Below are 20,997 nucleotides of genomic sequence, written 5' to 3' on the forward strand. Positions count from 1 at the left end.
CGGACGGTCAGCCCCAGGCCATGCGCCGCCAGGGGCTGCCCGGGTCCTCGGCGAGGACGCGGTGGCCGGTGAGGGAGCGTTCGTACCATTCGCCGAACTCGCCCTCGTCGAACCGCAGCATCCGGCCGAGGACGTACCCGGCGGAGAACTCCTGCCACGACCCGTACACCTGGTGGGCGCGGTGCCCCGCAGTGAGGACGCGCTTCTCGGCCTCCTCCTCGTCGCAGTACCCGGCGTTCAGGCCCCACCGGGCCATGTTCACCGCGCGACCGAAGTCGTAGCCGAAGACGCTCTCCACGCGGCCGTCGGGCGGGAGCAGGCCGTCCGCCCGGAAGCGCGCCTCGTAGCGCAGGACCGCCTCGGACAGCTCCACGACCTCCCGGACGGTCTGCTCCGAGATGTCGCGCTCGCCGCACCAGGCGACGATCGCCTCCTGCCAGGCCCGCTTGCCGGTGCCCTTGCCGCGCCGGTCGAGCACCATCTGGATCGCCGGGTCGCTGTTGCGGGCGTCGAGCAGCGCGTCCATCTGCTCGCGCCAGCCCTCGGAGTCGGTGACGCCCCAGTCGCGCTCCAGCAGCACCCGGTCGTCGCGGGCGCCGTCCCGGTCGGCGAGCCTGTTCCAGGCGACGCCGTTCCCGACGGCCAGATGGGCGCCGACGGCGAGGGCCGCGGCGAGCCGCCCCCACGCGGCGCCGCCGGGGTCGGTGACGAGGATGTCGTGGTCGCGGTCGGGGCGCCGCTCGGCGTCCGCGAGCAGCTCGGCGACCCGCCGGTGCGCCTCGCCGCCGGGCGGTATCTGCGCCAGCAGTTCGCGCAGCGGCAGCAGCGCGCCGCGCGGGCCCGCGTCCTCCAGGATCAGCCGCGCGGCGTGCACGCCCGCGGCGCCGGCGCGCTTGGGGTCCTGCAGCGATCCGAACCCCGACATCGCCGCCCAGGCGCGCCGCGCGGCCTCGCCGGTCCGCCCCGCGGCGGCCAGGACGTGGGCCGCCTGCGCGTCCAGCCCCGCCCGGACCCCGGCCGGCATCGACGCGGCCCCCCGGTCGAGGACGTCCAGGACGCGCTGGGCCTCGCCGGTCCTGCCCGCGGCGGCGAGCGCCCGCGCGTACCGCGCCCGGGCCCCCGCGGCGGCGGCCGGCTCGCCGCGCGCCTCCATGGCCTCGGCGGCGTCCGCGTAGGCGGCCGCGGCCTCCGCGTTCCGCCCCTGCCGCTCGTACTTCCTGGCGCGGTCGAGCACGGCGCCGGCATCGGCCTGAAACGTCATCGATCCCTCCAGGCCACACCGTACCGCCCGCGAAGATCTTGGTGACCGCCCTCCCGGAAAGCCGTCAGGATGGAGCGGTGAGCACCTTCATCGACAAGATCGCCTGGATCCACCTGGACGGCGGCAGGATCCTCAGCACCCGATCGCGGGGCAAGGACGTCTACTACCTCCCCGGCGGCAAGCGCGAACCCGGCGAGAGCGACCTCGACACCCTGGTCAGGGAGATCCAGGAGGAGCTCGCCGTCACGATCGCCCCCGCCACCGCCGCGCGCCTGGGCACCTTCCGAGCCCAGGCCCACGGCCACTCCGAAGGCGTCACCGTCCAGATGACCTGCTACACCGCCGACCATCAGGGCGAGCCGACCCCGAGCAGCGAGATCGAGGAGGTCACCTGGCTGACCTACGCCGACCGCGCCCGCGTGTCCCCGGTCGACCAGATCATCTTCGACCACCTCCACACCACCGGCCACCTCCACTGACCACCTGGTCGCCCGGCACGTCCTCACAGCCGGTCAGACGGACCCGGCCCGGATTCTCCGCGTGCCCAGCGTTCGGCGCGCGCGAGAGCCTGGCTGATCCAGGGCATCTTGTCGCGACCGTAGTCGTCGACGTCATGTCCCGGTCGCCCGGCCAGCGCCCGCTTCAACGACGCGTACTCGTCCCGGTGGCGCCGGTCGGCGCGGAGCCAGTCCCGGAGCAGCAGCATCTCCCGCCAGATCGGGGACGCGAGAGGATGAAAGTGGACGTTTGTCGGGCGTCGCGGATCGGCGTCCACCGCGACCTGCTCGTCGTGACGGATTCCGTGCCGGTCGATGCCGTAGAACGGGCCGGCGACATGGACGAAGCCGGCGGCCTGGCCCGCCGCCGCGCAGGCGGTCGCGGCCTCCAGGTCATCGACCACGACCTGGAGGTCGATGATGTCCTTGGCGGGCAGGCCGGGCACGGAGGTCGACCCGATGTGATCGATCCGCCGGGCATGCGCTCCCAGCACCGCGGCGAGACGCCTCATGAGCCGGTCGGCTTGGACGGGCCAGGACGGGTCGGGCTCGGCCACCATCGCCGTCCGGCAGCCTGGGAGCGCGCCGGCGTTGGGCAAGATTGGTCGCGAACGGCGCGATCCGCTGCCGCCACAGGTCCTCCAGCTCTTGTCGGCCATCGGTTACGGAGACCCAGGCGTCCACTTCCGGGTCGCGGCCCGCTCGACGCTGGTCGTGGCCCGCGTCCACGCCGATGACCAGATGGCAGGCGCCGGCCTCCGGCACCGTGGCCTGAGCGAACTGGACGGTGACGGACTCGCTGGTCGAAAGGCTTCGCAGGCGACCGAGCGCGTGACGCACAGCGGAGTCGTCGTCGCCGGTGACCGTCACCTTGAACACGCTCACCACCCCTAGTGATCGCCTCGTTGGGGTCTCATTCTCCGGTTCGGCCGTCCAGGGCTTCGCGCAGGAGGTCGGCGTGGCCGTTGTGGCGCGCGTACTCTTCGATCATGTGGAGGTAGACCCAGCGCAGGGTCAGGTCGCCGGTCCTGGCAGGGAACTCCTCCTGCAGTGACCGGCCCTGTGCGGTCTGCCGAGCCTGTTCGACCTCCCTGGCGTAGACGGCGAAGTCCTCTTGGGCGCCCGCCGCGTCGCCGAGGTCGAAGTCTCCGTCGGGATGCTCCTCCGAGCAGTACAGGTCACCGAGGGCGTCCTGCCTGTCGAACATGCGGCGGAACCACCATCGTTCGTTCTCCGCAAGGTGGCGTACGAGGCCGAGCAGGGTCAGGGTCGTGCTCGGCACGGGCCTTGACGCGAGTTGTTCACCGGTCAGTCCGCTGCACTTGAGCAGCAGCGTGGAGCGGTGGAAATCCAGATACGCCTCCAGAGACGCGCGCTCGTCGTGTCCGTATGGGAAGGCGCCGCGATCAACTGCGGGTGCGGTCCATGTCATGGGAGCGAATCCTCGCCTACGGGCATCCGGGGATCCACGGGTTATTGCCTCCGCTGGTCAACTCCCACGGAGGGGCGCACGTCACATCGGTACGTTCTTGACCGGGAGCCGCCGATGTACTCGCAGCCAGTTCCGCCCCGATTCCCTCGCACGCCGGGACCGCGCGGCGGTTTACCGGGTGCCGTCGTGGCGGTCATCGCCGGAGCGTGCCTGCTCTTCGGCGGGCTCGGCGGCTGCGCGGTCGGCATGGGGATCGGCGGCGCGGCGGGGCCGACCGCTCCGCCGTCACCCGTGGCCTCCACCGGCGAGCTGGCATCTGGTCGCGCGACGCCTTCGTCTCCTGCGCCGTCCCCGTCGACGTCCGCTCCGAAGCGCAGGGCCCGCCCGACCGTCAGCCCCACCGTTCGCAAGGTCGAGCCGAGGCCGACGCGCCACAGGACGCCCCGGCCCAGGGGGACCAGCGCGCGCCCGCCGGCGCGGACCGTCCACCCGGGGGCTTTCTGCTCACCCGCCGGAGCCGTCGGCACCGCCAACGGCAGGGTCTACACCTGCAAGGGGCCCGGCCAGCCCAGGTGGCGCCGGTAGGGCGGTGACCTCTACGCGGGTGTCGTGGAAGACGGGCCCGCCGCCGAGGTCGGTGTCGCGCTCGTCGACCACGGCGTTGGCGTTGGAGCCGCCGGAGAGCTTGGCCCAGTGGCCCTTGGAGGTCGCCGCCACGCCGGGGCGCACCTCGTCGGTGATCTTCAGGACGGCCTCGAAGGAGCCCCGGTCGTTGGCGACCGCGACCCGCTGGCCGTCGCTGAGGCCCCGGGCCTTCGCGTCGTCCTCGTGGAGGCGGACGGTGAGGCCGCCGGAGCGGCGCCTCAGCTCCGGGTTGTTGGCGAACTGGGTGTTGAGGAACTCGTGCGACGCCGCCGAGACCAGGGCGAGCGGGTATCTCCCGGCCCGCTGCTCGTCGGCGACCTCCGCGGGCGGGACGTACCCGGCGAGACCGGCGGCGGGGGAGCGGAACTCGAACCGTCCCGACGGGGTGGGGAAGCCGTCGGCGTACGGCAGGAACGGGTCCGGGACCGACATGCGCACGAACCCCTCCTTGCGGAGCCGGTCCAGCGTGACGCCCGCCATCCACGGGTGGTCCGACGCCAGCAGTTGCTCGGCGAGGCTCTCGTCGGAGTCGCACAGGGCCGGTTCCCGCAGGCCCATCCGGCGCGCCAGGCGGCGGAAGGTCTCGGTCGTCGGCAGGCACTCGCCGGGCGGCGCCACCGCGGGCTCGTTCCACGTGAGGTACAGGTGGCCGTAGCCCTCGTGCAGGTCGGCGTGCTCGTGCTGCGCCGTCGCGGGCAGCACGATGTCGGCGTAGTCGACGGTGTCGGTCGGGAACTGCTCCAGGACCACGGTGAACAGGTCGTCGCGGGCCAGGCCCCGCCGCACCTTGTTCTGGTGCGGGGTGCTGCCCGCGGGGTTCGCCGCGATGACGAACAGGGCCTTGACGGGCGGGTCCTGGACGTCCAGCAGGCCCTCGCCGAGGCGGCTCATCGACAGCGTCCGCACCGGGTGGGGGCGCAGGTCGTCGCGCCACAGCGCGGCCTTGGCCAGCTTCACATGACCGGACGTGGAGAACGCGACGCCGCCGCCGCGCCGTGCCCAGTCGCCGGTCACGGCGGGGATGGCGGCGATCAGCCGGAGGGCGGCCCCGCCGCCGGAGTGCCGCTGGAGCCCCTGCGTCGCGCGGATCGCGGTGGGACGGGTGCGGGCGATCCGCTCGCCGAGCGCGACGATGCGGTCCGCGGGGACGCCGGTGATCCGCGCGACCCGTTCTGGCGGGTACTCGGCGATCCGGTCCCGGAACTCCTCCCAGCCGAGCGTGCCGCGGTCCAGGAAGTCCGCGTCCTGCGCGCCGAGGCCCACGATGACGTGGAGCAGGCCGAGCGCGAGCGCGCCGTCCGTTCCGGGCAGGGGCGCCAGATGCTCGTCGGCCTGCCGCGCCGTCCGCGTCCGGACCGGGTCGATCGCGACCAGGTGCGCGCCCGCCTTCCGCGCGTCCTGGACGAACTTCCAGACGTGGTGGCCGCTGGTCAGGGGGTTCGTGCCCCACAGCAGGACGAGCCGCGCGTGCGCCAGGTCCTCGGGATCCATGCCGCCCGGCGAGCCGACCGCCTCGGCCATCCCGGCGCTGCCCGCCGCCGAGCAGATGTTCGCGTCGTGGGCCGAGGCTCCGAGCACGTTGAAGAAACGCCGGCCCGAATACCCTTCGAGGCCCTGCAGGTAGCCGAGCGTCCCCGTCCCCCAGTAGGGCCAGACCGCCTCGCCGCCGTGCTCGCGGACGACGTCCTCCAGCCGCGCGGCGATCTCGTCGAGTGCCTCGTCCCACCCGATGCGCTCGAACCGTCCCTCGCCCTTGGCGCCGACCCGGCGCAGCGGGTGCAGGATGCGGTCCGGCTGGGCGGCGCGCTCCAGCCACCGGTTCACCTTCGCGCACAGCGCCCCGCGCGTGTACGGGTGGTCGGGGTTGCCGCGCAGCCGGACCGCCGCCCCGTCCCGCACGGTGACGATCCAGGAGCAGCCGTCGGGACAGTCCAGCGGGCAGGCCCCCAGCACGGTCAGCTCCGATGGCATGAAACCTCCTCTAGCTGGACGAACCTCTCCAGTGTGCGGCACGACACCATGAGCGTCGTCCAGGACGTTCATTACCTTCGATGGCCGTGCCCCGGGTCGCGGCCGGGGGGCCGGGGTGGTTTCCTAAGGGGCGACGGAAACGACCCGTAGGGGGAACGAGAGTGAAGAGCGTCGAGCCCGAGGTTTATCTCGTTGCGCGGCCCGAACTGGACTACGACGAGGTCGCCCGGTACCTGCGGGACGTGGGCGGGGAGGGCTGGCTGGAGCGGCTCGACCGCGGCGACCTCGACGACGAGCTGAACGACCCGCAGAACCTCGCCGAGTTCGCGGGCCGCCTCTGCTACCGCTCCTGGGAGCCGGGCCTCAACCCCAACGTGACCAAGATCCGCACCGACTCCGGCCAGTACCTGGAGAACATCCTGCGCAGCCTGCACGGTTCGGTGCTGGAGCACGTCAGCTTCAGCTTCGTCCTGCACAACGTGAGCCGGGTGCTGACCCACGAGCTCGTCCGGCACCGCCCGGGCGTGGCCATCTCGCAGGAGTCGCTGCGGTTCGTCCGGCTGCAGGACATCCCCTTCTGGTTCCCCGAGTGGGCCCGCGAGGACCCCGAGCTGATGAAGCGCGCCACCGCCGTGCTGGAGCAGATGGAGGAGTTCCAGGGCTGGATGGCCGCGCACTTCGGCCTCGACGACGAGGGCGTGCCGTTCAAGGAGAAGAAGCACAAGACCTCGTTCATGCGCCGCTTCGCCCCCGAAGGCGTCGGCACCGGCCTGGTCTGGACGGCCAACGTCCGCACCCTGCGCCACACCCTGGAGAACCGCACCGCGCCCGGCGCCGAGGAGGAGATCCGGCTGCTCTTCGGCAAGATCGGCGAGGTGATGCGCACGGAGGCCCCGGACCTGTTCGGCGACTACGTCGTCGAGGACGGCTCCTGGGTGCCGAAGTGGCGCAAGGTCTGACCTGGCCTGGGCGAACGCGGCATCGCTTCGCGATCTGCCCGGCTCCGCTCGCCTCCGGCATCGCTCCACCGGGCAGGTCACGCGTTCGCGCGCTTGACCGGAGCCACTTCGAGACAGGCCCTAGGCGCGCCCGGCCCGTCTGGGGAATTATTGGACGTTATGTCTGACATCTCCATTCCGGTGGGTGCCCGCGAGCTGCCGGGCTACCTCGCCGTCCCCGAGGGGGAGGGGCCCTGGCCGGGCGTCGTGATCGTGTTCGAGGCGATGGGCGCGAACGACGACATGCGCGCGCAGGCCGACCGGTTCGCCGCCCACGGCTACCTCGCCGTCCTGCCCGACCTCTACGACGGGGCGCCCTGGGTGCGCTGCGTCACCAAGGCGATGCGCGACATGCGCGCCCAGCGCGGGCCGACCTTCGACCACATCGAGGCGGCCCGCGCGTGGCTGGCCGGCCGGGACGACTGCACCGGCGGCGTCGGGGTGTGCGGGTTCTGCATGGGCGGCGGGTTCGCGCTGGTCGCGGCGGCGAAGTACGACTTCGAGGCCGCCGCGGCCAACTACGGGATCCTGCCGCGCCGGCCGGAGGAGTCTCTGCGGGGCGCGTGCCCGATCGTCGGCAGCTACGGCGCCGCGGACCCGTCGCTGCGGGGGGCCGCGGGCAGGCTGGAGCGCGCGCTCACGGCCGCCGGCGTGACGCACGACGTGAAGGAGTACCCGGGGACCGGCCACGGTTTCCTCACCGACCTCACGCCGCCGCCCCCGTTCGGCCCGATCGCGAAGATCGTCATGGGGTTCGGCAAGGGCCGCGAGAACGCCCCGGACGGCTGGTCCCGCATCCTCGCCTTCTTCGGCGAGCACCTCGCCAAAAAATCTACAACGTAAAGGCGCCGGGCCGGTATCGCCGACTCGAGCCTCTCGTGCCATCCCCTCTTCGCGCATGACCCGGCGAATATCCCACTTCGCGCCTTTTGTTGGTCATCGCATCGCGCCAAGCCGTGTTTCCCCGGAAACGCCTGCCGAGCATCAGGCGTCTCACATTCGCATTCATCGTTCTGTCACGGGATCGAACACGGGGGAGACCACATCATGCGCAAGTTCATTCTGTTCGCCGCGACCGCCGCCGGCCTCACCGCGACCGCGGCCTGTGAGCCGGTGGAGGACGCCCCGCCCGTTCAGGGCGCCGACGCCAGGGGCGGCGAGACCGGCGCGACCACCAAGAAGGCCAGGCCGCCGATCGGGCTGGCCGCCAAGCGCACCATCGCGGAGCGGTCCATCCTGTCCGAGGGCGGCGCGCTGACCTGCGTCAAGGTGACCGTCGCGAACAACGCCAAGAAGAAGGTGGAGATCAACCCGCTGTACTTCGCGATCACCGGGACCGACAGCGTCAAGCACGACACCGGTGACGCGCTCGGCGAGTACGAGGGGCAGATCGCCACGACGGACATCGCGCCTGGGGAGAAGGCCAAGGGCGTGGTGTGTGTGAAGGGGAAGTTCGTGCCGAAGACCGTATCCATGACGAACCCGCTGTTCTCGACGGCGGCCCGTGCGGCGGTCGCGTCCTGAGCGTCGCCTAGGGCGCGGGCGGCGGCCAAAAGAGCCGGGCGCGCCGTCATTCCAGATGTGTGCCGGCTGCGGGGCCGCTGCCGTTATCCCACGAGTCCATCGGAACTGCGGCCGGCACGCTTGATTTCATGTTCGGCCGATCGTGCGGGGCCGAGCATCAACGTTTCAGGACGCGTGTGTCCGCGTGACCCGAGCCATGAGGCGGTCATCCGGATCGACGCGGTCTCACCGCGTCCATTACCCCGCACGTAATCGTGGGCTTGATCCGGGGGCCGGTAGCGTCGTGGCGTGACGACGATGACGATGACGACGGGTTTGAGCGACGTGCGGCCGATCGGGGACCAGCTTCGGGCGTGGCGGCAGCGGCGCCGGCTGAGCCAGCTGGAGCTGGCGTCGGAGGCGGACGTGTCGACGCGGCACCTCAGTTTCGTGGAGACGGGGCGTTCGGCGCCGAGCCGGGAGATGGTGCTGCGGCTCGCCGAGCACCTGGACGTGCCGCTGCGCGACCGCAACCTGCTGCTGGTGGCGGCCGGGTACGCGCCGGTGTTCGACGAGACGCCGATCGAGGAACCGAAGATGGACACGGTCCGTGCGGCGCTCCGGCAGGTGCTGGAGGGCCACGAGCCCTATCCGGCGGTGGTCGTGGACCGGTTCTGGAACCTGATCGACGCCAACGGCGCGGCGGCGTTCTTCATGGAGGGCGCGCCGCCGGAACTGCTGGAGCCGCCGCTGAACGTGCTGCGGCTCAGCATGCACCCGGACGGCATGGCCAAGAACATCCTGAACCTGGCGGAGTGGCGCGCCCACATGATCGACCGGGTCCGCCGGCATGTGGCGCTGACCGCGGACGCGGCGCTCGCCCAGCTCTACAAAGAGCTGCGGAGCTTCCCCGGTGACGTGGGGGAGGCGATCGCCCCGCCCGCGAGCCACGAGGTCTTCGTCCCGCTGCGGATGCGGGTCGACGGCCGGGAACTGTCGTTCTTCAGCACGATCGCGACCTTCGGGACCCCCGTCGACATCACGGTGGCGGAACTGGCGATCGAGTCGTTCTACCCGGCGGACGCGAAGACGACCGAGTTCCTGCGGGAGCGCGCCGGCTGGTGACGCGCCTCAGTCCCCGGCCGTGAGCAGGTCGTGGTGGACGCGCGTCAGCGGCACGCCGAGCCGCTGCAGGGCGGTGACCGTCGCGCGGACGAGCGGGGCGGGCCCGGCCACGTAGGCGTCGTGCCCGCCCGCCCCGTCCAGGAGCTGGGGCAGGACGTCCGGCACGCGGCCGGTGAGGGCGCCGGCCGCGGGTTCGCGGGACACCACCGGGACGACCTGGAGCCGGGGGTGCGCGGACTCCAGCTGCCGCAGCGCGGGCAGGTCGTAAAGGGCGCCCTCGGTGCTGGCCGCGACGACGAGGAGGACGTCGCGGCCCGCGTCCGATGTGAGGGCCTGCTCGGTCAGCGCCTTCGCGGGGGCCAGGCCGGTGCCGCCGCCGATGAGCAGCAGCGGGCGGCCCGAGTCGGGGTCGAGGGTCATGGCGCCTTCCGGCGGGCCCAGCAGCACGCTGTCGCCCGTGCCGGTGTGCCGGACCAGCGCGCCGCTCACCCACCCGGCGGGCCGGGCGCGGACGTGCAGGTCGATCGTCCCGTCCGGGCGGGGCGCGTTCGCGATCGAGTACGGGCGCCAGACCCGGGGCCAGCGGGCCGCCTGCACGCTCACGTGCTGCCCGGACGAGAAGGGCAGGGGGCGCTCGGGACGCAGCGTGAGGACGGCGAGGTCGAACGCGCGGCGTTCGTGCCGCACGACCTCGGCGACCCACCACGGCGGGGCGTCGGCGGCGTCCCGCTCCGCCGCGCCGGCCATGGCGTCGGCGGCGGAGCGGTAGGCGGCGCGCCAGGCGGCCTCGGCCTCGGCCGTCCAGACGTCGGTGGCGAAGGCGCGCAGGGTCGCGGTCAGGGCCTCCTCGATGGCCGGATAGTGCTCGCGCAGCACCCCGTACTTGCGGTGGCCGCGGCCGAGGCCCTCCAGGTGGCGGGCGAGTTCCTCGGGGTTGTCCTGGCTCCAGACGATGCGGCCGAGCGCGTGGAAGAACCGGTCGTGCTGGCCGTCCATGGCGGGCGGGAACAGGGTGCGCAGCCGCGGCCGCGCCGCGAAAAGGCGGCCGTAGAAATAGCGCATCGCGCCCGCGGGGTCGGCCTCAAGGCGTGCGAAGCATTCTTTGATAACGCGAGTTTCCGGCGACATTCGGTCGGCTCGCCTCCCAGCGGGCTGTTTTCGGCGGTCGGACGGCAGGGCTGACGGACGATCCGGGCGCGCCTGCTGCCCGAGTTGGTGAGATTCTCTCACCCATCTCCGCAGGTGTTCAATGATTCGCTCTCGCGAGGGTGCGTGATCACTACCCGGCGTAATCGCCTGTCAATTCCCTGTGACAGACCGTAAGTGAAGCGGTCAATGCATACTGATCGGTATCCAATGGCGGAGGGAACGTTCGGGAAGAACCGTCCGGAAGGGGAGGAAGAACCTGCATCAGGGAGGAAGATTTCAGAATTCTTCGGTGTTTCCCGCTCCGCGCCGCCCCGGACCGGCCGCGCGCCCCCCGGCGCCGGGTAGACCGATCTCGCCGCTTCCGACGGCGGGAACCCCCGCCGTGCGGCAAGCTGGCCGGAAGGAGGGCCCGGGGGGCGGACGGCGCGAGGGTCCCGGTGACGCACGGTGACGTGCGCCCGGCAGGCGGATCACCCGTGCCGGAGGCCGCCCCGCGGGCCGGCGTCCAGCACAGGGGGAGACTCGCATGTCAGGAGCCGCGCGCGGAGCGCCGCATCCGGCCGCCGGTGAGGGCGGGCCGCCGCTCATCGGCATCACCACCTACCAGGAGCCGGCCCGCTGGGGGGCCTGGGTGCGCGAGGCCGCGCTGCTGCCCGTGCCGTACGCGCGCTCGGTCGAGCGGGCCGGGGGCGTCCCGGTCCTGCTGCCCCCGCCCGCGACCCTGCGCGGCCTGGACACCCTGGTCTCCCGGCTGGACGGCGTCGTCCTGGCGGGTGGCGGCGATCTCGACCCGGAGCTGTACGGCGCCGTCCGGCATCCCGAGACGGGGCCGCCGCAGCCGCAGCGCGACCGGTTCGAGCTGGCCCTCGCCCGCGCCGTCGTCGACGCCGACCTGCCGTTCCTGGCGATCTGCCGGGGGATGCAGGTGCTGAACGTCGCGCGGGGCGGTGCCCTCGTCCAGCACCTGCCGGAGGCGGTGGGCCACAAGGGGCACGCCCCGGAGGTGGGGCTCGTCGGCTCGCACCGGGTGCGGACCAGCGAGGGGAGCCTGATCGGCGGGATCCTCGGCGCCTCGTCCGACGTGCCCACCTACCACCACCAGGCGGTGAGCCGGCTCGGCAAGGGCCTGACCGCCGTCGCGTGGGCCGAGGACCAGGTGGTGGAGGCCGTGGAGCTGCAGGGCCACCGGTTCGGGCTCGCCGTCCAGTGGCACCCCGAGGAGGGCGACGACAGGCGGCTGTTCGAGGCCTTCGTCGTCGAGGCCGCCGGACGCTGACGCGGGGGATTGGCGGCCCGGTCACCGGGCAGGCCGAGGGGTGGATTTCCGCCGATGTCCCCCCACCGGAGGCCGCCGCATGCCCCTGCACCCGCAGACCGTGAGCTTCCTGGAGCAGCTCGCCTCGTGGACGGCCGTGCCACCGGGGCGGGACGGGCCCGCCGAGCCCACGATCGAGGAGATGCGGGAGCGGATCGGCGCGGCCTTCCCGGTCGTGCGGCGCGAGCTTCCCCGGGTCCGCGACATCGAGGTGCCCGGCCCAGGAGGGCCCGTGCCGGTGCGCCTGTACCGTCCGGCGCCGCCCGAGCGGGGGCCGCTACCGGCCGTCGTGTACCTGCACGGCGGGGGGTGGGTGCTCGGCGGCGTCGACAACGTGGACGCCTTCTGCCGAGACCTGGCGGCCGAGGCGGAGTGCGTCGTGCTGAACGTCGGCTACCGGCTGGCCCCCGAGCACCCGTTCCCCGCGGCGGTGGACGATGCCTGGGCCGTGGTGTCCTCCGTGGCGCGCGAGCCCGGCCGGTACGGCGTGCGGAGGGGGGCCGTGGCGGTCGCCGGCGACAGCGCCGGCGGGAACCTCGCCGCGGTCGCCGCACTGCTGGCCAGGGACGCCGGGATCCCCCTGGCCCACCAGCTCCTCGTCTACCCGGTGACCGACACGGCGAAGGACACCCCGAGCTGGCGGGAGTACGGGACGGGCTACGGGCTGGACGCCGGGTCGCTCGCCCGGTTCATGGACCTCTACCGGGACGGCGCGGACCCGTCCGACCCCCGGCTCGCCCCGCTGCGCGCCCCGGACCTGGCCGGCGCCGCGCCCGCCACCGTGATCACCGCCGAGTGCGACATCCTGCGCGACGAGGCCGAGCGCTACGCCCGCCGGCTCGCCGCGGCCGGCGTGCCGGTGGAGCTGCGCCGCTACGACGGCGTCGTGCACTCCTTCTTCCTGCTTCCCGAGATCTTCGATACCGGCGCCGAGGCGGTGGAGTTCGCCGTGCGACGATTGCGCGCGGCATTCGACGACCACTCGCGGCAGGGGAGTGCGGCATGACGCGGTACGACGCGTACGAGCGGCTGAAGATCGACTGGGCGGCGGACGGGGTGCTGCGGGTCACGATCAGCACGCCGGGCAAGCTGAACGCGGTCGACACCACGGGGCACCGCGAGCTGGCGGAGATCTGGCGGGACGCCGACGCCGACGACGACGCCCGCGTGGTGCTCGTGCGGGGGGAGGGGACGGCGTTCTCCGCCGGGGGCGACCTCGCCATGATCGAGGAGATGATGTCCGACCACGCGTCCCGCCGCCGGATCATGCGCGAGGCCCGCGACATCGTGATGAACGTGCTGAACTGCTCCAAGCCGGTGGTCAGCGCCGTCCAGGGCCCGGCGGTGGGCGCCGGGCTCGCGGTCGCGCTGCTGGCCGACGTGTCGGTCGCGGGCCGCAACGCGAAGATCATCGACGGGCACACGCGGCTGGGCGTCGCGGCCGGCGACCACGCGGCGATCGTGTGGCCGCTGCTGTGCGGGCTCGCGAAGGCCAAGTACTACCTGCTGCTCAACGACGTCCTCACCGGCGAGGAGGCCGAGCGGATCGGCCTGGTCTCGCTGTGCGTGGACGACGAGCGGGTGCACGAGCGCGCGCTGGAGATCGCCGGCCGGCTCGCCGCCGGCCCGGCCGAGGCGCTGTCGTTCACCAAGCACGCGCTGAACAACTGGCTGCGCCTCGCCGGGCCGACGTTCGACGCCTCCCTGGCGATGGAGTTCTTCGGGTTCACCGGCCCGGACGTGCGCGAGGGCGTCGCGGCGATCCGGGAGAAGCGCCCGCCCCGGTTCGGCTGAGGCGCCTCCCGCCCGGGTCAGTACGACTTGGGGAGTCCCAGCTCGTGCTGGGCGATGTGGGCGAGGACGAGCTCCTCGGCGACCGGGATGTTCTTGGCGATGCGGGCGTCCCGGAACATCCGCGCGACCGGGTACTCCAGGGAGTACGCCATGCCGCCGAAGGTCTGGAACGCGCGGTCGGCCGCCTGCCAGGCCGCGTCGGCCGCGGTGAGCTTGGCGATGTTGGCCTCCGAGCCGCAGGGCCGGCCGCGGTCCCACAGCCAGGCGGCCTTGTAGGTCATCAGCCGGGCCAGCTCCAGCTGCGCCTTGATCCGCGCGAGCGGGAACGCGACGGCCTGGTTGGCCCCGATCGGCGTGCCGAACGGGGCGCGCTCGCCCGCGTACTCGCAGGCGGTCTTCAGCACCAGGCCGCCGGACCCGACGCCGCCCGCGGCGGCCAGGATCCGCTCGGGGTTGAGGATGTCCCACAGGACGGCGAAACCCTGGTCGGGCTCGCCGAGGACCCGGTCGGCGGGCACGCGCACACCGTCCAGGAAGAGCATGCTGGAGGCGACGGTGTTGGTGCCGAGCTTCGGGATCGGCCGGTAGGTCAGCGTGCCCTCGGCCACGGCCTCCTTGACGTCCACCAGCAGGACGGTGAAGCCGGCGGTGCGGGGGCGGGCCTGCGCGGCCGGGATCGTCCGGGTGACCAGGACGAGGAAGTCGGCGCGCTCGACGCCGGAGATCCAGATCTTCTGGCCGTCGACGACGAAGGAGTCGCCGTCGCGGCGCGCCTGGGTGGAGATGTTGATGGCGTTGCTGCCCGCGTCCGGCTCGGTGATGGCGAAGCACGTCTCGACCTCGCCGGAGGCGATCGCGGGCAGGAGTTCGCGCTTCTGCTCGGCGGTGCCGTGCCGGGCGATGGTGAGGCCGCCGAACGCGGGGGTCAGCAGGTACATGAAGGACGCGGCGCCGCCCGCCCCGCCCTCGGCGAGGGCCTCCAGGGCCACCGCCAGCTCCAGCAGCCCCTGGCCCCCGCCGCCGTACTCCGCGGGGATCGCCAGGCTGTGCCAGCCGCCGTCGACCAGTTCCCGCCAGACCTCCTCGGGCCACCGCTTGTCCGCGTCGCACCGGCCCCAGTAGTCCTGGTCGTACTTCCCGGCGACCGCCAGCACGCCCTCGCGCACCGCGGCCGCGCCCTCCGGCAGGTCGAAGTCCATCGCGCCTCCTCGCACGTTCTCGCGTGGGCTCACCGTAGCCGACGCGAGTAAGTGCTCACTGACGCGGGGCGGCCATGTAGGCGGTCACCATGCGGGCGACGAAGTGGGCGAAGACCTCCGGTGGCCCGGACGGGAGCATGATGTGGCTCATCGTCAGGCGCACGGCCGCGTCGGCGATCTCGGTGAGCGCGGCGCGGTCCAGATCCGGCCACTGGCGCAGGGCGTGCTCGGCGATGCGGGCGCTGGCGGAGAACAGCACAGGCTCGGCCTGCGTGGTGAGCAGCGGCAGCATCTCGTCGCCGCCCGCGCCCGTCAGCACCGCCTTCTTCAGCTGGTCGTCGGCGGAGGTCTCCAGCGTGAACGTGACCGCGGCGACCACCGCCGAGTACAGGTCGGCGTGCTCGGACAGCACCGCGTCGATGCCGTCGAGGTAGCGCTCGTTGTCGCGGATCACGACCGCCTGCGCCAGGCCCCACTTGTCGCCGAACTCGTTGTAGACGGTCTGCCGGCTCACCCCGGCGGCGGACGCGACGTCCCGCATGCGGACGGCCCGGTAGCCGCGCTCCACCAGGAGGTCCGCGGCGGCGTCCAGCAGGGATTCGCGCACGGAACGGCCGGCGGTGCCCATGTGTCGTCGCCCTCCAGGAAGCTGGTCAGTACGTCATTATCCCCCGTGGGCCGCCGCCGGGCCATCGCGCGCCCGCCGGTTCGCCGCCGTCGAGCAGGTGCGCGAGCGGGAGGGTCGCGGCGCCCACGGCGACCGCCTCCGGTCCGAGGTGGCACAGCTCGATCGAGGTCCGCGCGAACGGCCGCCGCAGCGCGTAGGCGGCGGCGGCCGCGACGATCCGGTCCAGCATCCGGCCGCCGATCAGCAGCCCCGCCCAGCCGCCGATGATGATCTTCTCCGGGCTGAACAGGTTGACCAGGTCGGCGATGCCCGCGCCGAGGTGCTCGGCGACGTCCTCGCGCAGCGCGGCCGCCGCCTCGGACGGGTCGGCCAGCAGCCCGGCGAGGGCCGCCTCCTCGCCGGCTTCGGCCGGGCCGCCCGCGGCGCCGTAGCGCTCCAGCAGGGCGGTCGCGCCGACATAGGACTCGAGGCAGCCGCGGGACCCGCACCGGCACGGCGCGCCGCCGACCCGGGACGTCGTGTGGCCCCACTCGCCCGCGCCGCCGGCCGCGCCCCGGTACGGCGAGCCGTCGATCATCACGGCGGCGCCGACACCGGATCCGATCAGGGCGACGACCGCGTCCCGGTGCCCGCGCCCCGCGCCGAACCACATCTCCGCCTGGCCGAGCGACGACGCGCCGTTGTCGACGAACAGCGGCAGGCGGGTGCCCTCGCGCAGCATCCGCTCCAGCGGAACGCCCTCCCAGCCGATGGTCTGGCAGTGCACGACCGCCTCCGGCCCGTGCTCGACCATGCCGGGGACGCCGACGCCCACGCCGATGACGGACGCCGGGTCGACCGACGCGCCCTCGACGACCGCCGGCAGGCCGTCCAGGATGTGCCGGACGACGGCGCGCGCGTCGCGGCCGCCGTCGCCGAGGGGCAGGTCGGCCTTGGCGAGCTGGGTCAGCCCCAGGTCGAACAGCTCGACCATCACCCGCGTCTCACCGACGTCCACGCCGACGAGGTGGCCGTAACCGGCCGCGGTCTCCAGCAGCACGCGCGGCCGCCCGCCGTCGGACTCGACGCTGCCCGCCTCCACGACGAGCCCGGCCTCGATCAGCTCGCTCACCACGTTGCTGACCGACGCGGGGCTGAGGCCGGTCGCGCGGGCCAGGTCCTGGCGGCTGAGCGGCCCGTCGAAGTACAGCCGCCGCAGCAGCACCGACCGGTTGGCGCGGCGCAGGTCGCGCACGGTCCTCCGGCGCCGTTCCGGCATCGGCCCCCCTCGTCCGCGGCCCCGGGCCGGGCCGCCTCCCCCGCATTATGTCCCCGCTCAGATCACGGCGGGAGACGAGCACCGGGACCTCCGGGCGCCGCCCCCGGCGTCCCGCTCTCTAGAGTGAGGGCCGACCGTCTCGGGCGAGGTGAGGAGGCCGGGTGGGCGGGATCCTTGTGGCCAACCGGGGCGAGGTCGCGCTGCGGGTCGTCCGGGCCGCGTCCGAGCTGGGCCTGCGGACGGTCGCCGTGCACACCCGCGACGACGCCGCCTCACCGCACGCCCGGCGCGCCGACGAGGCGCGCGTCCTGCCCGGCGACGGGGCCGCCGGGTACCTCGACGCGGACGCGCTCGTCGCCGCCGCGAAGGACGCCGGCGCCACGGCCGTCCACCCCGGCTACGGCTTCCTGAGCGAGAACGCGCGCTTCGCCGCCGCCTGCGCCGCGGCCGGGCTGACCTTCGTCGGCCCGCGCCCGGAGCTGCTGGAGCTGTTCGGCGACAAGACGAGGTCGCGCGGCCTGGCACAGGAGGCGGGGGTGCCCGTGACCCCCGGCACGCCCGCCGCGGCGAGCCTCGCCGATGCCGAGGCGTTCGCCCGCGAGCACGGCACCGTCGTGATCAAGGCGCTCGCGGGCGGCGGCGGGCGCGGCATGCGCGTCGCCGCCGGGCCCGCCGCCGTCGCGGACGCCTACGAGCGGTGCCGGGCGGAGGCGCTCGCCTCCTTCGGCCGCGGCGAGCTGTACGCCGAGAAGTACGTCCCGCGGGCCCGCCACATCGAGGTGCAGGTCGCGGGCGACGGCTCCGGCGCCGTCACCCACCTGTGGGACCGCGACTGCAGCGTCCAGCGCCGCCACCAGAAGCTGATCGAGATCGCTCCCGCGCCCGCGCTGCCCGGAGGCGTCAGGGACGCTCTGCTGGACGCCGCCCTGCGCATGGCGGCCCGGGTCCGCTACGAGAGCCTCGGCACCTTCGAGTTCCTCGTCGACGGGGAGGAGTTCTGGTTCCTGGAGGCCAACCCCCGGCTCCAGGTCGAGCACACCTTGACCGAGGAGATCACCGGCGTCGACCTGGTGAAGGCGCAGATCAGGCTGGCGGCGGGGGAGGACCTCGCCGCGGTGGGCCTGGCCGCGCCGCCGCGGGCGTCCGGCTGCGCCGTCCAGGTGCGGGTCAACGCCGAGACGATCGGCGCGGACGGCGCGCCGCGCCCGAGCGCCGGGACGCTCACCGCGTTCGCGCCGCCGTCCGGGCCCGGCGTCCGCGTCGACACCCACGGGCACGCCGGCCACCGCACGAGCCCGCGCTACGACCCGCTGCTCGCCAAGGTCATCGCCCGCGCGGAGGACCTGCCGTCCGCCGCCGCCCGCGCGCACGGCGCGCTCGGCGAGTTCGAGATCGCGGGCGTGGCGACGAGCATCCCGCTGCTGCAGGGCGTGCTGCGCCACCCCGGCTTCACCTCCGGCGGCGCGGGCACGTCCTTCATCGCCGACCACCTGGCCGAGCTGCTGGAGAGCGAGCACCGCCGGTACTACGCCGAGACGGCCCTGAGCGACGCCGGGCCCGAGGCCGCGGCCGTCCCGGACGCGCCGCCCGGCACGGTCGCGATCCCCGCGCCGACGCAGGGGACGGTCGTGAGCGTCGAGGTGGCCGAGGGCGACCTCGTCGGGGCCGGGGCGCCGGTGCTGATCCTCGAAGCGATGAAGATGGAGCACGTCGTCCGCGCGGGGGAGGCGGGCATCGTCCGGGCCCTGGCCGCCGCGCCCGGCGACACCGTCGCCGAGGGCGCGCCGCTGCTGTTCACCGAGCCCGCCGAGGGCGGCGGCGACCACGCCGCCGAGGACGAGGCGGCCGACCTCGACCTGATCCGCGCCGACCTCGCCGAGACGCTGCGCCGGCACGAGATCGGGCTCGACGCGGCCCGCCCCGAGGCGGTGGCCAGGCGGCACGCGCGTGGCCACCGCACCGCGCGGGAGAACATCGGCGACCTGTGCGACCCGGGGACGTTCGTCGAGTACGGCGCGCTCGTCATCGCGGCGCAGCGGCGGCGCCGCTCCCTAGACGACCTCGTCGAGCGCACTCCCGCCGACGGCATGGTCTGCGGCATCGGGGACGTCGACGGCGCGCAGGCCGTCGTGATGTCCTACGACTACACGGTCCTCGCCGGGACGCAGGGCCATCTGAACCACCGCAAGACCGACCGCATGCTCGACATCGCCCACCGCCGCCGCCTGCCGCTGGTGCTGTTCGCCGAGGGCGGCGGGGGACGCCCCGGCGACACCGACACCACGACCGTCTCCGGCCTGGACGTGACGACGTTCCACGCGATGGGGCGGCTCAGCGGCGCCGTCCCGTCCGTCGGCGTCGCGAACGGGCGCTGCTTCGCGGGGAACGCGGCCCTGCTCGGCTGCTGCGACGTCATCATCGCCACCCGGGACGCCAACATCGGCATGGGCGGGCCCGCCATGATCGAGGGCGGCGGGCTCGGCGCCGTCACGCCCGAGGAGATCGGCCCGGTCGCCGACCAGGAGCCGAACGGCGTCATCGACATCGTGGTGGACGACGAGGCCGAGGCGGTCCGGGCGGCGCGCCGCTACCTGTCCTACTTCCGGGGCCCGGCGGACGACTGGTCCTGCGGCGACCAGCGCGTCCTGCGGCACCTCGTCCCGGAGAACCGGCTGCGCGCCTACGACGTCCGCCGCGCCGTCGCCCACCTCGCCGACACCGGGTCGGTGCTGGAGCTGCGCCGCGCGTTCGGCGTCGGGATCGTCACCGCGCTGGTCCGGATCGAGGGCCGCCCGATGGGCCTGATCGCCAGCAACCCGGCGCATCTCGGCGGCGCCATCGACCGCGACGCCGCGGACAAGGCCGCCCGGTTCCTGCAGCTGTGCGACGCGCACGGGCTGCCGGTGGTGTCCCTGTGCGACACCCCCGGTTTCATGGTCGGACCCGATGCCGAGCGGACCGCCACCGTCCGGCATTTCAGCCGCCTGTTCGTCATCGGCGCCAACCTGCGCGTCCCGATGGTCACGATCGTGCTGCGCAAGGGCTACGGGCTCGGCGCGCAGGCGATGGCGGGCGGCGGGTTCACGACGCCGCTCGCGACCCTCGCCTGGCCCACCGGCGAGATCGGCGGCATGGGGCTGGAGGGCGCGGTCCGGCTCGGGTTCCGCAAGGAGCTGGAGGCCGCCGAGGACCCGCGGGCGATGTTCGAGCAGATGGTCGCCGCGGCCTACGAGCACGGCAAGGCGCTCCACGCCGCCACCGTGTTCGAGCTGGACGACGTGATCGACCCCGCCGACACACGGCGGTGGATCACCGCCGTGCTGGCCGCCGCCCCGCCCGCCGACGACCGTCCCCGCCCGTGGATCGACACGTGGTGACGGGCGGGCCGGCGCGGTGGGCGTCTCGGTAGGCGTCGCGCACGCGGGGATCGGCCCGCACCTCCGCCGGGGGCCCGGCGGCGATCACCCTGCCGTCGTCCAGGACGTGCAGGACGTCGCAGACGCCGAGCACCGGCTCGATCTCGTCCTCGACGACCAGCACCGCCAGCCCGTCCCCGGCCAGGTCGCGCAGCAGGACCTCCAGCGCCCGGGCGTGCCGCTCCGGAAGGCCCGTCCACGGCTCGTCCAGCACGAGCACGGCCGGGTCGGTGGCGAGGGCCCGGGCCAGGTCCGTCAACCCGGCGACGCCGGGCGGCGCGTCCCGGGCGGTCCGGTCCGCGTGGTCCTGGATGCCGACCCGGGCGAGCAGCGCGTCGGCGACGGCGCCCGCGTCGCGGCGCGCCTCGAAGCGGCGCCGCCACCGGTCCCGCGCCGTGCGCCCCGGCTGCTCCCGCGTCATCGCGTGCCGGGCGGCGGCGGCCTGGACGGCCTCCCGGACGGTCGCCGATCCGGTCGCGCCCGCCCGCTGGAACGTGCGGGCGATGCCGCGCCGGGCCCGCTCCCGCGCCGCGCTGCGCGTCAGGTCGGCGTCGTCGAGCAGGACGGCGCCCGCCGCCGGCCGCCGCAGCCCCGTGATCACGTCGCACAGCGTCGTCTTGCCGGCGCCGCTCGGGCCGACCAGGCCGGTGACCGTGCCGGGCGGGGCGGTCAGCCCCGCCCCGTCGACCGCCGTCAGCGGGCCGAACCGGACCGTCACGTCCCGCACCCGCAGGCCCTCCGCAGCGGCCATGGCCTCCGCCCTCCGCGCCTCGTGTGATGTGGATCACTGGCGGGCCACACCCTAC

18 protein-coding genes are annotated in these 20,997 nt (G+C 74.0%); 9 read left to right on the plus strand and 9 right to left on the minus strand.

Annotated elements, in window-relative coordinates; all coding sequences use genetic code 11:
• Positions 1-7: 7 nt before the first annotated feature.
• The gene (locus BJY14_RS42445; protein WP_179848753.1) at positions 8-1,261 is read right to left on the minus strand and encodes a DUF1266 domain-containing protein; all 1,254 of its coding nucleotides are present in this window, start codon (positions 1,259-1,261) and stop codon (positions 8-10) included.
• A gap of 77 nt (positions 1,262-1,338) precedes the next feature.
• On the opposite strand from BJY14_RS42445, the gene BJY14_RS42450 reads away from it, so the two are divergent.
• A complete protein-coding gene (locus BJY14_RS42450) occupies positions 1,339-1,740 on the plus strand; it encodes an NUDIX hydrolase (protein WP_179848754.1) in 402 nt (133 codons plus the stop codon).
• A 23-nt stretch (positions 1,741-1,763) separates the two neighbouring features.
• Here BJY14_RS42450 and BJY14_RS42455 read toward each other — a convergent pair whose 3' ends face one another.
• From BJY14_RS42455 to BJY14_RS42465, 3 genes are all read right to left on the minus strand, one after another.
• A complete protein-coding gene (locus BJY14_RS42455; protein ID WP_179848755.1) occupies positions 1,764-2,357 on the minus strand; it encodes a GrpB family protein in 594 nt (197 codons plus the stop codon).
• Between the two features lie 314 nt (positions 2,358-2,671).
• Positions 2,672-3,190, minus strand: a complete 519-nt coding sequence (locus tag BJY14_RS42460; RefSeq protein ID WP_179848756.1) for a DinB family protein — start codon at positions 3,188-3,190, stop codon at positions 2,672-2,674.
• A gap of 504 nt (positions 3,191-3,694) precedes the next feature.
• On the minus strand, positions 3,695-5,806 hold the full coding sequence (locus BJY14_RS42465; RefSeq protein ID WP_179848757.1) for a molybdopterin-containing oxidoreductase family protein: 2,112 nt from the start codon (positions 5,804-5,806) through the stop codon (positions 3,695-3,697).
• 161 nt (positions 5,807-5,967) lie between these two features.
• Between BJY14_RS42465 and thyX the strand changes: the two genes are divergently transcribed.
• The 4 genes from thyX to BJY14_RS42485 all read left to right on the plus strand — a co-directional run bounded on the left by thyX (position 5,968) and on the right by BJY14_RS42485 (position 9,432).
• Positions 5,968-6,765 (plus strand): FAD-dependent thymidylate synthase, encoded by a 798-nt coding sequence (gene thyX, locus BJY14_RS42470; protein ID WP_179848758.1) that lies wholly within the window; start codon positions 5,968-5,970, stop codon positions 6,763-6,765.
• Between the two features lie 159 nt (positions 6,766-6,924).
• Positions 6,925-7,647 (plus strand): dienelactone hydrolase family protein, encoded by a 723-nt coding sequence (locus BJY14_RS42475; protein ID WP_179848759.1) that lies wholly within the window; start codon positions 6,925-6,927, stop codon positions 7,645-7,647.
• A gap of 204 nt (positions 7,648-7,851) precedes the next feature.
• Complete coding sequence (locus BJY14_RS42480; RefSeq protein WP_179848760.1) at positions 7,852-8,328, plus strand: DUF4352 domain-containing protein; 477 nt, start codon at positions 7,852-7,854, stop codon at positions 8,326-8,328.
• Positions 8,329-8,625: 297 nt separating this feature from the next.
• On the plus strand, positions 8,626-9,432 hold the full coding sequence (locus tag BJY14_RS42485) for a helix-turn-helix domain-containing protein (protein ID WP_179849988.1): 807 nt from the start codon (positions 8,626-8,628) through the stop codon (positions 9,430-9,432).
• A 6-nt stretch (positions 9,433-9,438) separates the two neighbouring features.
• Here BJY14_RS42485 and BJY14_RS42490 read toward each other — a convergent pair whose 3' ends face one another.
• Positions 9,439-10,494 carry a globin domain-containing protein gene (locus tag BJY14_RS42490; RefSeq protein ID WP_246396322.1) on the minus strand — a complete coding sequence of 352 codons (1,056 nt, stop codon included), beginning with the start codon at positions 10,492-10,494 and terminating at the stop codon, positions 9,439-9,441.
• A 613-nt stretch (positions 10,495-11,107) separates the two neighbouring features.
• Between BJY14_RS42490 and BJY14_RS42495 the strand changes: the two genes are divergently transcribed.
• The 3 genes from BJY14_RS42495 (at position 11,108) to BJY14_RS42505 (ending at position 13,690) form a co-directional block, all read left to right on the plus strand.
• Positions 11,108-11,857: a gamma-glutamyl-gamma-aminobutyrate hydrolase family protein gene (locus BJY14_RS42495; protein WP_179848762.1), complete on the plus strand. Its 750-nt coding sequence runs from the start codon at positions 11,108-11,110 to the stop codon at positions 11,855-11,857.
• Between the two features lie 79 nt (positions 11,858-11,936).
• Positions 11,937-12,902 carry an alpha/beta hydrolase gene (locus tag BJY14_RS42500; RefSeq protein ID WP_179848763.1) on the plus strand — a complete coding sequence of 322 codons (966 nt, stop codon included), beginning with the start codon at positions 11,937-11,939 and terminating at the stop codon, positions 12,900-12,902.
• Positions 12,899-13,690: an enoyl-CoA hydratase/isomerase family protein gene (locus BJY14_RS42505; protein ID WP_179848764.1), complete on the plus strand. Its 792-nt coding sequence runs from the start codon at positions 12,899-12,901 to the stop codon at positions 13,688-13,690. The genes BJY14_RS42500 and BJY14_RS42505 overlap by 4 nt, the downstream gene beginning before the upstream one ends.
• Positions 13,691-13,707: 17 nt before the next feature.
• On the opposite strand, the gene BJY14_RS42510 is transcribed toward BJY14_RS42505, so the two are convergent.
• The 3 genes from BJY14_RS42510 to BJY14_RS42520 are packed head-to-tail and all read right to left on the minus strand — an operon-like array spanning position 13,708 to position 16,775.
• Positions 13,708-14,889 carry an acyl-CoA dehydrogenase family protein gene (locus tag BJY14_RS42510; protein WP_179848765.1) on the minus strand — a complete coding sequence of 394 codons (1,182 nt, stop codon included), beginning with the start codon at positions 14,887-14,889 and terminating at the stop codon, positions 13,708-13,710.
• 55 nt (positions 14,890-14,944) lie between these two features.
• Positions 14,945-15,517 (minus strand): TetR/AcrR family transcriptional regulator, encoded by a 573-nt coding sequence (locus BJY14_RS42515; RefSeq protein WP_179848766.1) that lies wholly within the window; start codon positions 15,515-15,517, stop codon positions 14,945-14,947.
• Between the two features lie 25 nt (positions 15,518-15,542).
• Complete coding sequence (locus BJY14_RS42520; RefSeq protein WP_179848767.1) at positions 15,543-16,775, minus strand: ROK family transcriptional regulator; 1,233 nt, start codon at positions 16,773-16,775, stop codon at positions 15,543-15,545.
• Between the two features lie 161 nt (positions 16,776-16,936).
• Here BJY14_RS42520 and BJY14_RS42525 point away from each other — a divergent pair, with 161 nt between their 5' ends.
• The gene (locus BJY14_RS42525) at positions 16,937-20,152 is read left to right on the plus strand and encodes an acetyl-CoA carboxylase family protein (protein ID WP_179848768.1); all 3,216 of its coding nucleotides are present in this window, start codon (positions 16,937-16,939) and stop codon (positions 20,150-20,152) included.
• On the opposite strand, the gene BJY14_RS42530 is transcribed toward BJY14_RS42525, so the two are convergent.
• A complete protein-coding gene (locus BJY14_RS42530) occupies positions 20,085-20,942 on the minus strand; it encodes an ATP-binding cassette domain-containing protein (RefSeq protein WP_179848769.1) in 858 nt (285 codons plus the stop codon). The two genes, BJY14_RS42525 and BJY14_RS42530, sit on opposite strands and share 68 nt — an antisense overlap.
• Positions 20,943-20,997: the final 55 nt, after the last annotated feature.

Origin of the sequence: Actinomadura luteofluorescens, from assembly GCF_013409365.1 — a bacterium.
Classification (GTDB): Bacteria; Actinomycetota; Actinomycetes; order Streptosporangiales; family Streptosporangiaceae; genus Spirillospora; species Spirillospora luteofluorescens.

What these genes read in the sequence shown, in the direction of transcription:
- BJY14_RS42465 (WP_179848757.1), bottom strand. Translation starts at nt 5,806, where the DNA reads ATGCCATCGGAGCTGACCGTGCTGGGGGCCTGCCCGCTGGACTGTCCC.
- BJY14_RS42490 (WP_246396322.1), bottom strand. Translation starts at nt 10,494, where the DNA reads ATGCGCTATTTCTACGGCCGCCTTTTCGCGGCGCGGCCGCGGCTGCGC.
- BJY14_RS42495 (WP_179848762.1), top strand. Translation starts at nt 11,108, where the DNA reads ATGTCAGGAGCCGCGCGCGGAGCGCCGCATCCGGCCGCCGGTGAGGGC.
- BJY14_RS42515 (WP_179848766.1), bottom strand. Translation starts at nt 15,517, where the DNA reads ATGGGCACCGCCGGCCGTTCCGTGCGCGAATCCCTGCTGGACGCCGCC.
- BJY14_RS42475 (WP_179848759.1), top strand. Translation starts at nt 6,925, where the DNA reads ATGTCTGACATCTCCATTCCGGTGGGTGCCCGCGAGCTGCCGGGCTAC.
- BJY14_RS42480 (WP_179848760.1), top strand. Translation starts at nt 7,852, where the DNA reads ATGCGCAAGTTCATTCTGTTCGCCGCGACCGCCGCCGGCCTCACCGCG.
- BJY14_RS42510 (WP_179848765.1), bottom strand. Translation starts at nt 14,889, where the DNA reads ATGGACTTCGACCTGCCGGAGGGCGCGGCCGCGGTGCGCGAGGGCGTG.
- BJY14_RS42530 (WP_179848769.1), bottom strand. Translation starts at nt 20,942, where the DNA reads ATGGCCGCTGCGGAGGGCCTGCGGGTGCGGGACGTGACGGTCCGGTTC.
- BJY14_RS42445 (WP_179848753.1), bottom strand. Translation starts at nt 1,261, where the DNA reads ATGACGTTTCAGGCCGATGCCGGCGCCGTGCTCGACCGCGCCAGGAAG.
- BJY14_RS42460 (WP_179848756.1), bottom strand. Translation starts at nt 3,190, where the DNA reads ATGACATGGACCGCACCCGCAGTTGATCGCGGCGCCTTCCCATACGGA.
- BJY14_RS42505 (WP_179848764.1), top strand. Translation starts at nt 12,899, where the DNA reads ATGACGCGGTACGACGCGTACGAGCGGCTGAAGATCGACTGGGCGGCG.
- BJY14_RS42485 (WP_179849988.1), top strand. Translation starts at nt 8,626, where the DNA reads ATGACGATGACGACGGGTTTGAGCGACGTGCGGCCGATCGGGGACCAG.
- BJY14_RS42520 (WP_179848767.1), bottom strand. Translation starts at nt 16,775, where the DNA reads ATGCCGGAACGGCGCCGGAGGACCGTGCGCGACCTGCGCCGCGCCAAC.
- BJY14_RS42500 (WP_179848763.1), top strand. Translation starts at nt 11,937, where the DNA reads ATGCCCCTGCACCCGCAGACCGTGAGCTTCCTGGAGCAGCTCGCCTCG.